The 14,414-nt window shown below is 58.3% G+C and carries 16 protein-coding genes; 3 read left to right on the top strand and 13 right to left on the bottom strand.

What is annotated here, in order from left to right; all coding sequences use genetic code 11:
- The 4 genes from VGP75_RS20165 to VGP75_RS20150 all read right to left on the bottom strand — a co-directional run.
- Positions 1-465: NAD(P)/FAD-dependent oxidoreductase (locus VGP75_RS20165; protein WP_327545354.1), on the bottom strand; the 465-nt coding region annotated here is incomplete at its 3' end.
- 226 nt (positions 466-691) lie between these two features.
- Complete coding sequence (locus tag VGP75_RS20160) at positions 692-1,282, bottom strand: helix-turn-helix domain-containing protein (protein ID WP_327545353.1); 591 nt, start codon at positions 1,280-1,282, stop codon at positions 692-694.
- Positions 1,283-1,360: 78 nt separating this feature from the next.
- A complete protein-coding gene (msrC, locus tag VGP75_RS20155) occupies positions 1,361-1,813 on the bottom strand; it encodes a free L-methionine (R)-S-oxide reductase MsrC (protein WP_327545357.1) in 453 nt (150 codons plus the stop codon).
- 21 nt (positions 1,814-1,834) lie between these two features.
- Entirely contained in the window at positions 1,835-2,989 is a 1,155-nt protein-coding gene (locus VGP75_RS20150; RefSeq protein ID WP_327545352.1) for an acetyl-CoA C-acyltransferase, read from the bottom strand.
- 125 nt (positions 2,990-3,114) lie between these two features.
- Here VGP75_RS20150 and VGP75_RS20145 point away from each other — a divergent pair, with 125 nt between their 5' ends.
- Both VGP75_RS20145 and VGP75_RS20140 read left to right on the top strand, forming a co-directional pair.
- Positions 3,115-4,689 (top strand): gamma-glutamyltransferase family protein, encoded by a 1,575-nt coding sequence (locus tag VGP75_RS20145; protein ID WP_327545351.1) that lies wholly within the window; start codon positions 3,115-3,117, stop codon positions 4,687-4,689.
- Between the two features lie 471 nt (positions 4,690-5,160).
- Positions 5,161-6,006, top strand: coding sequence for a glycoside hydrolase family protein (locus tag VGP75_RS20140; RefSeq protein ID WP_327545350.1), 846 nt, complete (start codon positions 5,161-5,163; stop codon positions 6,004-6,006).
- Positions 6,007-6,309: 303 nt separating this feature from the next.
- Here VGP75_RS20140 and VGP75_RS20135 read toward each other — a convergent pair whose 3' ends face one another.
- Entirely contained in the window at positions 6,310-6,702 is a 393-nt protein-coding gene (locus tag VGP75_RS20135) for a hypothetical protein (RefSeq protein ID WP_327545349.1), read from the bottom strand.
- A gap of 90 nt (positions 6,703-6,792) precedes the next feature.
- The gene (locus VGP75_RS20130) at positions 6,793-7,323 is read right to left on the bottom strand and encodes an NADPH-dependent FMN reductase (RefSeq protein ID WP_327545348.1); all 531 of its coding nucleotides are present in this window, start codon (positions 7,321-7,323) and stop codon (positions 6,793-6,795) included.
- Positions 7,324-7,439: 116 nt separating this feature from the next.
- Here VGP75_RS20130 and VGP75_RS20125 point away from each other — a divergent pair, with 116 nt between their 5' ends.
- Positions 7,440-9,092 (top strand): thiamine pyrophosphate-binding protein, encoded by a 1,653-nt coding sequence (locus VGP75_RS20125; protein ID WP_327545356.1) that lies wholly within the window; start codon positions 7,440-7,442, stop codon positions 9,090-9,092.
- On the opposite strand, the gene bluB is transcribed toward VGP75_RS20125, so the two are convergent.
- The 7 genes from bluB to VGP75_RS20090 form a co-directional block, all read right to left on the bottom strand.
- Positions 9,089-9,712: a 5,6-dimethylbenzimidazole synthase gene (gene bluB, locus VGP75_RS20120; RefSeq protein WP_327545347.1), complete on the bottom strand. Its 624-nt coding sequence runs from the start codon at positions 9,710-9,712 to the stop codon at positions 9,089-9,091. The two genes, VGP75_RS20125 and bluB, sit on opposite strands and share 4 nt — an antisense overlap.
- The gene (locus tag VGP75_RS20115) at positions 9,713-10,072 is read right to left on the bottom strand and encodes a Lin0512 family protein (protein ID WP_327545346.1); all 360 of its coding nucleotides are present in this window, start codon (positions 10,070-10,072) and stop codon (positions 9,713-9,715) included.
- Positions 10,072-10,416: a Lin0512 family protein gene (locus VGP75_RS20110; RefSeq protein ID WP_327545345.1), complete on the bottom strand. Its 345-nt coding sequence runs from the start codon at positions 10,414-10,416 to the stop codon at positions 10,072-10,074. The genes VGP75_RS20115 and VGP75_RS20110 overlap by 1 nt, the downstream gene beginning before the upstream one ends.
- Before the next feature lie 51 nt (positions 10,417-10,467).
- Positions 10,468-11,115, bottom strand: a complete 648-nt coding sequence (locus VGP75_RS20105; protein WP_327545355.1) for a YrbL family protein — start codon at positions 11,113-11,115, stop codon at positions 10,468-10,470.
- 48 nt (positions 11,116-11,163) lie between these two features.
- Complete coding sequence (gene cobO, locus VGP75_RS20100; RefSeq protein WP_327545344.1) at positions 11,164-11,772, bottom strand: cob(I)yrinic acid a,c-diamide adenosyltransferase; 609 nt, start codon at positions 11,770-11,772, stop codon at positions 11,164-11,166.
- A 115-nt stretch (positions 11,773-11,887) separates the two neighbouring features.
- Positions 11,888-13,102: a TsoY family (seleno)protein gene (locus tag VGP75_RS20095; protein WP_327545343.1), complete on the bottom strand. Its 1,215-nt coding sequence runs from the start codon at positions 13,100-13,102 to the stop codon at positions 11,888-11,890.
- Positions 13,103-13,224: 122 nt separating this feature from the next.
- A partial coding sequence (locus tag VGP75_RS20090; protein ID WP_327545342.1) for a cobaltochelatase subunit CobN occupies positions 13,225-14,414 on the bottom strand: 1,190 nt, incomplete at its 5' end.

Genomic DNA, 14,414 nt, shown 5'->3' with positions numbered 1-14,414 from the left:
CTGTGCGGGATCAATATCGCCGTCGTCCGGATCATAAAGCGCGCCTTCAAGATCATGGGTCTCCAGAAACGGATACATCTCTTTCGCGTCATCCGGCGTCATCAGCCGCAGGTTCAGCCCCTGATAGTTGCCCATGCCCATCGCGCGGGCGAATTCCTGCATCCGTTCTTTGGAATGCGCCAGCCGGATGGATCCGGTGACATGATAGTTCATCGGATAATCCACCTCTTCCGCCAGCCCCTTATACAGGCCCAGCGAATAGCGCTGCATATTCATCACTGCCCAGGATGTGCTGAAAGACGGACAGTTCCCCGCGGCATGCCACGTTGAGCCTGCGGTCAATTCGTTCTTTTCCAGCAAAACGCAATCGGTCCACCCCTTCTTGGCCAGATGATAGAGGGTCGAGACCCCCACAACACCGCCACCAATAATCACAACACGTGCAGTTGTCGGGAAATCAGCCATATCGTTTACCTTCTCTGGTCGGGGGAATGTGGGCCATGGTCCGTGAAAGAGTCATCATCGCCGGTATCGGCGGAATACATATGTCCAGCAGGCGCCATCCACGCATGACGGGCAACGCAAACTGCGGCACTCTTGTGATGATTTGCGCCAGCCGGTGGGGCAGGCTGTAGGGCATAAAAGCGATGGCACGACTGTCGAAGCGTGGATGCAGCGCCATCGCGAACCCTCAATAAATCGGTGGCGAGATCACCCAGACGATCTCGCAGGGGGTGTCGTGTTTGTTCCACCACTGGAACTGCTGTCCGCGCAAACGGAAGCTATCGCCGGCCTCAAGCTGGAAGTGCTGGCCATCAAGCGCGATCTCAAACTTGCCTTTGATGATATAGCAGACCTCTTGGGTCGGTCGGCTCAGGGGTTCGGGCAGGAATGAGTGAGGGGCGAATACGGAATGGATGACTTCAAAATCATCCGTCAAATCAGGTGACAACAGCGCCTCGGTCAAGCCTTCTGTCCGGCTGCCGATCGGGCGGCGGGCATGCGCCCGCACGATATGGCCTTCTTCCTCCGGGGGAATGGCAACCTTGAAAAAGCTGGATATCGACACATCAAGCGCCTGCGCGATGCGGGCCAAATCGGCGCGGTCCGGATAGGATAAATCGCGCTCGACCTGACTGAGCCAGCCAACGGAACGGCCCAAAGTTGCAGCAAGATCAGCCAGCGTAATCCGCCGTGACTTGCGCAATGACCTTATGTCCGCTCCAAGTGATGAAACGGTGACATTTTCATCCCGCATGATCGCACCGTGAAAAAATGACATAAATATTCATATACCGTGGTCCTTAGCATTTGCATAATAGTTTTTGTGCTGAATGCTGCGGATATTGCCAGCGGCGGGTTATTTTGCAAAGGCGAGATTGAGGAGGGCCTGCATGCCCGCGACATCCGCCTGATCAAAGGCATCGGGTTGATCGCTATCAATATCAAAAACACCCAGCAGCGCACCGTTGCGGTCATGGACCGGCAGCACCAGTTCCGAGCGTGTACTGCTCGCACAGGCAATGTGGCCGGGAAAGGCATCAACATCGGGAACAAGCTGTACTTCGCCGGTGCGCGCGGCAGCCCCGCAAACACCCCGCGAAAACGGGATCACCAGACAGCCGTGCCCGCCCTGATACGGCCCGATCTTGAGCATCTCGGGGCCGGTCACCCGATAAAAACCGGTCCAGTCGAAACGGTCATCGCTGTGATGCACCTCGCAGGCAACGGTGGCCATCAAGGAAATCACGTCGTCCTCGCCTTCGGTCAGCGCGGCAATCGTTTTGGTCAGGTCATCGTAGTTCACGCGCATCGCAGTATCTTTCATGTCTTTCTAAACCCGCTCAATGGCAATTGCGGTGCCTTCGCCGCCACCGATACAGATGGCCGCAACGCCGCGCTTCAAACCACGTGTTTCCAGCGCATTCAGCAAGGTCACGATAATGCGCGTACCGGATGCCCCAATCGGATGCCCCAAGGCACAAGCGCCGCCATTCACATTCACTATGTCGCGCGGGATGTGCATCTCATGCATGAACGCCATGGGCACAACGGCAAAAGCCTCGTTGACCTCCCACAGGTCGATATCATCAACATCCCAGCCGATCCTGGCCAAGAGCTTTTGCGCGGCAGGCACCGGCGCCGTCGTAAACCACCCCGGCGCCTGCGCATGGCTGGCATGGCCCACGATCCGCGCACGCGCGCCGCTTCCGTCGGCGGACAGAACCAAGGCCGCCGCGCCATCGGAAATGCTCGATGCATTGGCGGCCGTCACCGTCCCGTCAGGGCGGAACGCAGGTTTCAGCGACGGGATCTTTTCAGGCCGCGCCTTACCGGGTTGTTCATCCCGCGTGAAGATATCTTCACCATTGCGGCTATGCACGGTGACGGGGGCGATTTCATTGTCAAACGCGCCAGACCGTTCGGCGTCAAGCGCGTTGGACAAGGATGCGATCGCATAGTGATCCTGCGCTTCACGGGTGAACTGATATTTCTCGGCGCAATCTTCGGCAAATGTGCCCATCAGACGGCCTTTGTCATAGGCATCCTCGAGCCCGTCGAGGAACATGCTGTCTTGCACACTCTGGTGCCCGATCCGCGCCCCGCTGCGCAGTTTCGACATCAGATATGGTGCGTTGGTCATGCTTTCCATGCCGCCTGCAACCATCGTGTCGGCGCCGCCAAGGGCGATCTGGTCAAACGCCATCATCGCCGTTTTCATGCCGGAACCGCACATCTTGTTGACGGTCGTGGCCGGTACGCTGTCATCCAGCCCCGCCAGAAACCCTGCCTGCCGCGCAGGGGCCTGTCCCAGACCTGCCGGCAAGACGCAGCCCATCAGGACCTCATCCACATGTGGTTTGCCCGCGCCCGCAAGTGCGGCCTTGATCGCGGCGCCCCCCAAAGTGGGTGCATCCACATCGGAAAAAATTCCCTGAAACCCGCCCATCGGTGTGCGGGCCGCACCTTTGATGAAAACATCACGCATGATCTTACTCCCTCCAACGCAGTAGACGCTACGCCTGTGTCGCCGAAAGGAAAAGCCTGAACATTTGCGTTGCGCATCGCGGTGATCGGACTAAGTTCACCCGCAATATCAGGAAGGACCCCCCCATGCGCAATTTTCACCACCCCGGCCGCTCAGCGGTTTATGCAACCAATGGCATGTGCGCAACGTCGCACCCGCTGGCCGCGAAAGTTGCCGTGCAAATGATGGAATCAGGTGGCAATGCCATGGACGCTGCGATTGCGGGGGCAGTGCTGCTGGGCCTGTGCGAACCGCAGATGACAGGCATCGGCGGGGATTGCTTTGTGCTGATGACACCGCCGGGCGAAGACCGTGTTGTGGCGCTGAACGGATCAGGGCGTGCGCCTGCGGGAATAGATGCCGACAAACTGCGCGCCAAAGGTGACGTGATCGCACCCTATTCCGCCGATGCGGTCAGCATCCCGGGCGCGGTTGATGCCTTTTGCCGTCTGTCCAAGGACTGGGGCAAACTGGGCCTCAAGGCCGTTCTCGCCCCGTCCATCCACTATGCCGAGGCTGGTATTCCGGTGGCCGAACGCGTGGCCTCTGACTGGGCGCAATCGGTGGATAACCTCTCTGGCCATGCCCGTAACCTCTATTTGCTGAGCGGCGCAGCCCCCAAGGCAGGGCAGCTGTTCCGCGCTCCGGAGCAGGCGCAGGTTCTGCGCCGCATTGCCATGGACGGACGCGCAGGGTTCTACGAAGGCGAGGTCGCCGAAGACATGGTCGCCTCGCTCAATGCGCTGGGCGGCACGCATACGCTGGATGATTTCGCGAATACGTCTTGCGACTACACCGACCCGATCATGGGTGGCTATGGCGGGCTCGATCTTTACGAGCATCCGCCAAACGGGCAGGGCGCGACCGCGATCCTGCTGCTGAATATCCTCAAACATTTCGACATCGCAGGCATGGACCCGTGGGGCGCCGCGCGCGTCCATATTGAGGCCGAAGCAACCAAACTCGCCTACGACACCCGCAACCGGTTCCTGTCCGATCCGGAATATATGACGCGGCTCGACTATATGACGTCACCCGACACAGCGGCGAAACTGGCCGCCCTGATCGACCCGAAGAAAGCCATGCCAGCAGGTCTGCCCGGGGCCGAGGCGGTACACAAAGACACGATTTATATCACCGTGGTCGACAAAGACCGCATGTGTGTGTCGCTGATCTATTCGGTGTTCCATTCCTTCGGGTCTGGCATCGCGTCGGATAAATTCGGCGTGCTGTTCCAGAACCGCGGTGCGGGCTTCACGCTGGAACAAGGCCACCCCAACGAGGTCGGCGGCGGCAAACGCCCGATGCACACCATCATTCCCGCGATGCTGAAGAAAGACGGCAAGGTCCACATGCCCTTCGGCGTCATGGGCGGGCAGTACCAGTCCACCGGACACGCGCGTTTCGTCACCAATGTCACCGATTTCGGTCTGTCGCCACAGGCTGCGATGGACGCGCCGCGCAGTTTTGCGGAAGGCAGCGAATTGCGGGTCGAGGATGGCTACAGCGATGCGGTCAAAGCGGAACTTGCCGCAATGGGCCACAACGTGGTGCGCCCCGATACAGCGATCGGCGGCTCACAGGCAATTCTGCTGCATGAGGATGGTGTGCTCGAAGGCGGAAGTGACCCGCGCAAAGACGGGTGCGCGCTTGGGTATTGAGCGCGTCGGGGTAAACCCCGACCTACAGCATAGTGAGCGTAGGCCGGGGTTCTCCCCGGCGCATTTGTGTGGCCGATTGTGAGAGAAGGACTGCTGTCAGCCCGAAGCAGACCCATGTGTGGCAACTTGCTGTGCCTACGCGCACATTCAGGTTGGGCGGATTCGGATCATTCGCCGCAAGCGTGCGCTAGTTGTGAGAGGCGACATTCAAACGAGTAAGAATCCTGAGTTTCGGCTGCGGTGCCGAGTGTGGACGAGAAGCTTGCAATTATCATGTCACCACCACACATGGCCGTTCAGGACACGAGCAATCGGAGGCTTTGAGGTCGCGCGAACCGGTTGACGATACATTTGTCGATGGATATTGTTTGTCGTATGGCCCGCAGCGCAGTCTTTGCAATTGCAGTATCTTGTGCATCCCCCGCGTTGGCCTGCTTACCAGCCGAGTGGGTCAGACATGATGCACCCGTCTTGCGTGATCAGATTTTCTTCGGACTTTATGAAGCCGCCAGCGACGGGCATGTTTTCATCACGGATGAAGGTCGCCTTGCCATGATTTACAGTGGAGATGACAGCGGCCAAAGCTCTATCAAGCTTGCTTTCGGGGATGATTGGGCAAGCTGGGAAGAATGGGGCGTACTTCTGGGGCCATCCAAGCAGCCCGGTGCGGTGAATCATAAAGAGACATCGTTTTATTTCCGCATGTCACCGACCGATCATCGGATTTATTTTATTGGATACGACGATGAAGACACCTATCAATCAAGCATCTACATGGCGCAAGCGCCCCATTTGACCGGGCCTTGGGCAATCTTGGAGCAGCCTGTGATACCCAGAGGTCCTACAGATGGGCGGGACGTGTACCTCATTACATCTCCGTCGGTATTCGAGTATGATGGCCGGCTGATCATGGCATGGCTTGGATGGAACGGGTTCGAAGACGTCACGGAAGTCTGGAGTTTCACTGCGACAAGCCAATTGGACGGAATAGTCTGGCAAAATCCAATCGAAACTGACGTCCCGATCGGAATGGAAGGCCAGATCACGACAAGACCGGACGGCGGGTTTGTTGCAGTTTCCACCCGTCAAACACGCACGGGGCTGGAAGGTATATTTGCATTTTGCGCGGATGACCCGCTTGGTCCATGGACACCCATACCCGAACCATTGCTGACGCTGGCAAAGGATCGATGGGAAGTCGATGAGATCATTGCGCCGTCGATTGTTTATGACCCAGACACGAGCGCCCCGTATCTGTTCTACACGGCGGCCGAGCATGCGAAAGGCTGGCGGATGATGATGGCGAGGCCACGTTAACTTCATGCCCCCGAAAGGACCGTTTCATTGGCAAATCGGACTTGAGCCAAGATAAATGCTTGAGCATTCAGGGCGACAGGCGCTTGCGCCAGCCCTCACTTCGTCCGTTTTGACGACACACTGTCGCACGAAATTTTGCTCAGGTGAGTGGCCGGTTCGATGGCGCCGTTCCGCATTGTTCCGATATCACCTAACGACAGCAAAAGGCCCGTCACGGCTTGATGGACCACTACGGTCCGCACCTTTGCAAAGCCCCCTCCCTGCGCATTGCTGCGATGCATTCACAACGTCAAACGCCGTGAATCACCCCGCCCTGAGCGACCTCAAAAACAACCCGATCCCGCCGACCAGCAAGATCAGTATCACGATCAGATCAAAGGCGCTCATATGCGCGAGTTGGAGCGTCATATTCGCGATCACTCCGAAGATCAGCGCGACCAGTGACGCGCCTGCAATCCCCCAGCCGAACCAGTTCTTGGCATTGTAAAAGATCATCCCGACCCCGAACATGAACGGGATCAGGATCATGCCTGATGTGATCGGCACGCCGCCGATCCCGAAAACGCGTGACCCCAATCCAAAGTTCGGCCGAACCACGATGCCGTTCAGCAACAGATAGCCGCCGCCCACCATCATGATCAGCCCGATCAGAAAGCTGCCGGTCCCGCCATCAGATCCACCTGCGCCACGTGCCATCCAAGTCTCCAGTTTCTCGCCTCGGGCCTTTTTTCCCGCCATACGGTTGTATGTACAGGTTGTGTACAGGTTGTGTACAGCTTCTGTACATCAAATACGGGCCTTCAGCGCACCCATCAACTCGGTCAGCAGTTTGATATAAATCTCGCCTGTCAACTTGCCGTTTTCATCGAATTCCTTGCTGGAATTCGCGACGAGAACCTCGGGTCCCTGCAATATATCGGGCCGGAATGGCATCATCATCAGGCGAAGCGCAAACTGCGTACGCTCGCCGCCCGCGCGCCCTGCGGCGGCTGACATGATGGCAAGAGGTTTGTTGTTCCAAGGATTGCCCTCGGTCCGGCTGACCCAATCCAGCGCGTTCTTCAAGGCGCCCGAGGGCGCCTTGTTGTATTCGGGCGTCGAGATGATGACCGCATCCGCCGCAGCGATCTGATCGGAAAGGGTTTGGACCTTCGCAGGGATGCCGTCTGCCGCTTCCACGTCGCCGTTGAAGAGGGGAAAATCGATGTCGGCGAGGGTGAATGTATCGGCGCCAAAAATCTCTGCTGCGTTCTGGACCAAAAGCGTGTTGGTCGATGCCTTGCGGAGCGAGCCTGAAATGCCAAGAAGAGTTGTCATTTGTAATCCTTTCAACGGTTTCAGGACAGATAGAGCGCAGGTTGGAAAGCGCAACAGTAGCCCTTGCACAGCCTATGTGCATGGCACATGCTGCGCGCAAAATCTGGGAGAATAACATGGTCCGGCATGGCGGAAAAATATTGAGTGATCAGCTCGTTAAGCTTGGGGTCGAGCGGGTCTTCTCGGTTCCCGGTGAAAGCTTTCTTGCGGCTCTGGATGGCCTGTACGACAGTGGCATTCCCAACATCGTCTGCCGTCAGGAAGGTGGTGCCGCAATGATGGCCGAGGCTTACGGCAAAATGACCGGCAAGCCCGGGGTCTGTTTTGTCACCCGTGGACCGGGGGCGACCAATGCCTCTGCCGGTATTCATGTCGCGATGCAGGACAGCACGCCGATGGTCATGTTTGTCGGTCAGATCGACAATCGCCAGACCGATCGCGAGACATTTCAAGAGGTTGATTATAAATCGCTTTTTGGTGGCTTGGCGAAATGGGTCGCGCAGGTCAACGACACTGGCCGCCTGCCGGAATATATCGGCCGCGCGTTCCGTGTGGCCATGTCTGGCCGCCCCGGTCCTGTGGTTTTGGCCTTGCCGGAGAACATGCTCAGCGCCAGCGCGGATGTATCGGATCTGCATATCCCCGAGGTGATCGCAAATCCGCTGCCCGATAGCGCAGCCCAAACGATCCTGCATGCTTTGGCGCAGGCCGAACGCCCGCTGGTCGTCGTGGGCGGACCGCACTGGTCTGCACAGGCCCAAGCCGATTTGCAGGCCTTCGCCGAGCGCCAGAACGTGCCGGTCGCTGCGGCCTTCCGGCGTCAGGATTATATGGATAACCATCATGCCAACTATGCGGGTGATCTGAATGTCGGGATCAATCCGAAACTTGCACAACGCGTGCGCGATGCGGATACGCTGATCCTGCTTGGAACGCGGTTCGGCGATATCGAAACGCAAGGCTACACGCTGGTTGACCCCGCCAATCCGGCCAAGCGGATCGTGCATGTTCATGCCGACGCGGATGAACTGGGGCGGGTTTACACCCCTGACATCGCAATCAACGCCACTGCGCCTGCGGTGCTGCGCCAGTTGGCAAATGCCGAACATGCGGGCGATTGGTCCAGCTGGAGCAGCGCTGCGCGGGCTGATTACGACCATTGGCTGACCCCGCAGGAAAGCCCCGGCGCGCTGAAGCAGGAGGCCGTGATCAAATGGCTGTCCGAGCATCTAGCCGATGATGCGATCATCACAAACGGGGCAGGGAACTATGCTGCATGGCTGCACCGTTATTTCGTTTACAAGCAATATGGCACACAGCTTGCGCCGACCTCGGGGTCGATGGGGTACGGGTTTCCTGCGGCGATTTCCGCGTCGTTGGCACATCCGGATCGCACGGTCGTTTGCCTTGCGGGGGACGGCTGTTTCCAGATGACCTGCAACGAGATGTCGACCGCTGTTCAGCATGGCGCAAAGCCGATTGTCGTGGTGATGAACAACGGCCGCTATGGCACGATCCGCATGCATCAGGAAAAGACCTATCCGGGGCGGGTGTCGGGGACTGCACTTGCCAACCCTGATTTCGCCGCACTCGCGCGCGCCTATGGCGGGCATGGTGAGAAGGTCACGCGGTCCGAGGACTTTCCGGCTGCCTTCGCACGCGCCCAAGTCGCAGGCACCGTGGCTATCATTGAGTGTCAGGTCGATGAGGAAGCGCTGACAACCGCCGCGACACTTAGTGCTGTCAGGAAGGCTGCGCAGAAGGCCTAGACATCCTGCCAGATGGTCTCTGCGTTGGTTTGCCACGCGTTGCGATGCAGCAGTGGTGTGTCATCGTCCGAGGCGGCTTTGCCGAGGCAGAGATAGGCGGTCAGATCCCAGTTGTCGGGCGCATGCAGGCTATGCGCCACAGCCTGCGGATCAAGGATTGAAACCCAGCCTATGCCAAGGTTTTCTGCGCGGGCAGCAAGCCAAAGGGTGTGGATGGCGGCGACGGTCGAATAGCTGAGCATTTCGGGCATTGTCTGGCGTCCCAGCCCATGCCCCGCATCAGGGTCTGTTTCGGTAAAGATCGCCAGATGGACCGGCGCTTCGCGGAGCCCTGCAAGTTTCAGCCGGTTATAGGCGGCGCGCTGATCGTCGTTGTAGGCTGCGGCGGCCTGTGCATTCGCCGTCTCGAAATTGTGGATCACGGCCGCGCGCAGATCAGGCGATTTCACGTGGAGTACCCGCCAAGGACGCGCATTTCCCACCGAAGGCGCAAAATCCATCGCCTTGCGCAAGCGCTCCAGCACCTCTTGCGGGACCGGATCGGGTAGAAAGTGCCGGACATCACGCCGCCAGAGCAGGATGTCCTGCAAGGCGTCGCGATGGGCTTGCGTCAGCTCCATCTAGGCTTGTACCCATTTGCCTGCTTGTGACGGCAAAAAGGCCTCGACTGCCGCTGTGGCGATAACGGCGGTGTCACCTGTTTCGGGGTTGGGAATGTTCAGCCCGCCTTTGACAACGCTGACATGTGCACGTCCACGCGGCAGGCCGGATGTCAGAGCCTCCGGGTCGATTTTGTCCGGCTCTTGCACAGCGACGGTGACCTGCACCCGCATTTCGCCGTGGGGCAGGTTGATGCTGTCGAATATCGGCAAGGTTGAGTGCCGTATCGCGTCTTCGATCGCACGGGCGGCGGCCTTTTGGTAGTCCATCCCGTGCAGGTCGTTGCCCATGCCCATTTCGATGATGATACGCTGCTCCATCAGGTCCGCTCCATTTCGAATGAGACATTGATCGCGACATTGGCAATGACGGTCGGTTTGCCGTCAGGGCGGGGGACATCAAGGCCACCGTGGTGGACGGTGATCGTGGGCTGGCCGTAAGGGAAGATGTCCAGCAGGCTTGCGGTGTCAACCTGATCGGGTTGTTGCACGCCGATTTCCACGTCGATCAGCATGGCTTCTTTGGGAAACCCAAAAAGCTCGGCCATGTTGATCGAATTATGCCACAGCGCGTCCTGTAATCCACGGCGCGCGGCTTGGGTATAATCTTGACGGCGCAGGCTGGTGCCCATGCCGAATTCAGTCAGGACGCGGTGTTTGGGCATTTTTGACCTCTTGGATTATCTTGATTGTCTGGAGGGGCGATCGCGGTGACATCAGTCAGATGCTGCCAGATGAAAACGGCGTTTTTTGCGATCCCATCTCAAGCCGGTTCGCTTTGCAACAATCTTGAAGCTATCGTTAAGCCCCAATGCGTTTGCCCAACGCCCTATCGAGCGGACGGGCAGAAAGTGGATATCGCCAAACCCGTCGACTAAAACACATTCATAGCCGTTGTCACGATAGCCAAAGACGAGGTTATGGGGTTTGAGGTCTCCGGCACGGATCCCAAAGCTGTGCATCTGATCGACGAAGCCATTGAACAGATCAAGCTCCACTTGCGTAAACGTGCCTTTGTTGAGCATTGTGCGCATCGTTTCCGCCACGCTGCCATCGGGGCCCGAGACACGTTCGGTCACGCAGGCCAGACCACGTGTGGTCGAGACAACGCCGTAAAGATGCGTGATCGGCAGGCGCACGTCATGGGCAGGGTTGAACAGGCGGATGCGCAGATATTCGTCATATTCCTTGCGGATTAGACGCAGGCGCGCGCTCGGGAAAAGCTTGGTCGAGATGTCGCGGAATGTGAAACGCGTAGGCGCATTCTCGATGTTGCGCATGACTTTAAGCAGCTTTGCTGGATCGTCGGGGTGTTGGTAGACATCCCTTTCAGCACCGCTGGCGATGTAATGGCTGTCGTCGATTGCGACTACTTTATCTATCTTGAGACCCTCCGTCCTGAGCTGGTCAGCTCAAAATTCCACGCCGATCTGCGCCTTGATACCCGATCGGAACGGGTGTTTGACCAGTTCCATTTCGGTCACGAGATCGGCCAGTTCAATCAGGTCTTCGTGGGCGTTGCGGCCCGTCAGGACCACATGGGTCATTTCCGGTTTATGGTCGCGCAGAAAGGCGACAACCTCAACCGCGCTGACATAGTCATAGCGGATCGCGATGTTGATTTCATCAAGCAGGACCATGTGGTTGGTTTCATCCAAAATCAGCTCTTTGGCTTTGGCCCATGCCGCCTGTGCCATTTCTGTGTCACGGGATTTGTCCTGCGTTTCCCATGTGAACCCTTCGCCCATGGTGTGGAAGGCGCAGGTGTCGCTGAATTTGGCAAGGATCAGGTCACGTTCGCCGGTGGACATGCCACCCTTGATGAACTGAACCACAGCGCATTTCATGTCATGGGCGATGCAGCGGAAGATCATCCCGAACGCGGCGGAGGATTTGCCTTTGCCTTTGCCCGTATGGACGATGACCAGACCTTTCTTGTCAGTCTTTGTTGCCATGATTTTGTCGCGTGCGGCCTTTTTCTTGGCCATTTTCAGCGCATGGCGGTCGGTGTCTTCGGTCATTTGCAAGTTCCCCGTTCCTATTGTGTGCAATGTGCCGCCAACGGGGGGCGCGTGCAACGGGGGAATTTTTGCGTCAGCGCCGGGCGAGGTGACTGCCCCGCCCGGCATCAGGTATCTATTCCGCAGGCACGACCTGTGCGCTGCCTGTGCGGCCAAAGTGACGACGGTTCAAATAGATGACCAGAAGGACCATTGCGATCTGGAAGGCCAGTGCCACAGCCGTAAAGGCCCAGTATGCGGCGCCGAACTTGACGATCAGACCGGCGGCAACAAGCCCTTTGTTGATCCAGAAATGCAACATGACTGACAGAGCGACACCGGGGCAGACCAGCGCATAAGCGCCTGCAGAATTACCAGGTCCCCGCAGGAAGGCATCAGCATAGCCCTGACGTTTGAGCACCAGCAGGCCTAGCAAACCGAATGCGAATTGCACCGCGAGAATCTGGGTCAGCAGCATAAGCGTTTCCGCGTCCGCGGCGTGGACCTCGAATGTGGTGTGCAAACCGTGGTTCTGGCGAAGAAGCATGATCCCCAGAACTGTCAGAAGTGGCACGATAACCAAAAGGGTCGGACCGCTTTCCTTGGCCGTGCCGTGGTGCAGCATAGAGTTGAAGGCCGTGACGGCCGCAATTGTGGCATAGACAGCCGCAACGGTACCAATCACGGTGGACAGAACAAGGCTGCTGCCAACGATCACAGATTGTGTGCTCATGGCGGCAGGCGCAGCCAGACCTACAGCGACCATCGCGAGGGCGAAGGCCGGCAGAAGCTGTGCAAAGGAGTTATTGGCCGTTACATCGAAAACGCCGCCTTCAGCCAGCACACGACCCAGGAATTGCCCAATCTGGCGCAGCGCCAGCACGGCGATTGCAAGGAAAGCGATCATTGCGAGTGGAAAAAGGTATTCAACAACTGACCAGAGCTGGGGCACAAAGACCAGCCCGACAATGAAGCCCACATTGACCGTCATGGCAAGTGCCAGCGGCATGGCCAGCAGTTGGGTTTCACCGTTGGTCTTGCGCAGTTTTGCATAGCCTTCGGTTTTTTTGAATTTCGACATCTCTGTCAGGTTCCAGATCAGCATCTTGACGTTCAGAAAGGCAAATCCGGCGATGCCTGTTACGGCGATAACAAGTGACGTCTTCATGGCGATCCCGTGCGCAGACCACGCCCGCAGCAGGTCTTCAAAGACGGGGACAGGTTGGCCTGGATGCGGCACCCAAAACATCAGATACATGAAAAATGTGACCGCCAGGCCTCCGGCGCCGAGCGACGCCAAAAAATAAAGCGGAGAATATGCGTCCGCCGGGCGCGTTGCAGTATGAGCCATCATGGCCTCCATTCGTTACATTCCAAAAGTGAAATATATCTCCTATAAAGGAAGTTCCTTGATATATGTCAAGTTTGGAATGTTTCATGAAGAAGGCTTCTAGAGCCGAAAAATGGAACGCGTTAGTCTTGCAAAAGTCCCGCGATGCGTGCCCGTGCGGAGTTTGATTTGGGTTGCCAGAGGTTGCGGTCAATCGCTTCTTGCAGGCGCTGTGCGATGTCCTTGAGTGCGGGGGCATTGGCATTGGCGATGAAGTCGCGTGTCGCCTCATCTTTGATAAAAGCCTCTTCGACAAGATCGAAGTGGTGGTTGCGCACGGCCCCTGTGGTTGCGGCAAAGGCGAAGAGATAGTCCATAGTTGCCGCGATTTCGAACGCGCCCTTATAGCCGTGACGTTTCACGCCGTCGATCCATTTGGGGTTCACGACGCGGCTGCGCACCACGCGCCCGATTTCATCGTCGAGCGTGCGGATGACGGGCCGCTCAGGGCGCGAGTGATCGTTGTGGTAGATCGGCCGGTCTTGCCCTTGCAGCGTGCTGATGGCGGCGGCGGCGCCACCTTCGAACTGGTAATAGTCGTCACTGTCGAGGATATCGTGTTCGCGATTATCCTGATTTTGCACCACGGCTTCGGCCTGCGACAGCCGCGCCTCAAAGGCTTTTCGGTCCTTGCGGCCCTCAGCGCCTTCGCCGTAAGCGTAGCTGCCCCATTCCAGATAGGCCTCGGCGAAATCCGATTTGTCGGCCCAGATGCGCTCGTCGATCAGTGCCTGTAGGCCCGCGCCATAGGCGCCGGGCTTGGAACCGAACACGCGGGTCTGGTCTTCGCCCGCTTTGGCGCGTGCAGCGGCGGGGTTCAGATCATCGGGTTCATCCATGTCCTGCACCGCACGCGCGGCGCTATCGACGAGCGCGATCAGTTGCGGGAAGGCATCGCGGAAGAAACCCGAGATGCGCAGGGTCACGTCCACACGGGGGCGGCACAGGACGGATTGGGGCAGCACCTCAAACCCTGTGACGCGCCGGTTGGCACTGTCCCATGTGGGTTTGACACCCATGAGTGCCAGCGCTTGGGCGATATCGTCGCCACCTGTCCGCATATTGGCGGTGCCCCATGCGGTGACCAGCAGGCTGCGGGGCCAGTCGCCGTGGTCTTGCAGGTGTTTTTCGATCAGCAGGTTCGCGGATTTCCACCCCAAGGCCCAAGCGGTGGGGGTCGGCACGGCGCGGCTGTCGACCGAGTAGAAGTTCCGCCCGGTGGGCAGCACATCCATGCGCCCGCGTGTCGGTGCACCCGATGGACCGGGGGCGA

The organism is Yoonia sp. (assembly GCF_036007805.1).
Taxonomy (GTDB): Bacteria; Pseudomonadota; Alphaproteobacteria; order Rhodobacterales; family Rhodobacteraceae; genus Yoonia.
The sequence above is the reverse complement of the archived record's forward strand: the minus strand, read 5'-3'. Positions and strand labels throughout refer to the sequence as shown.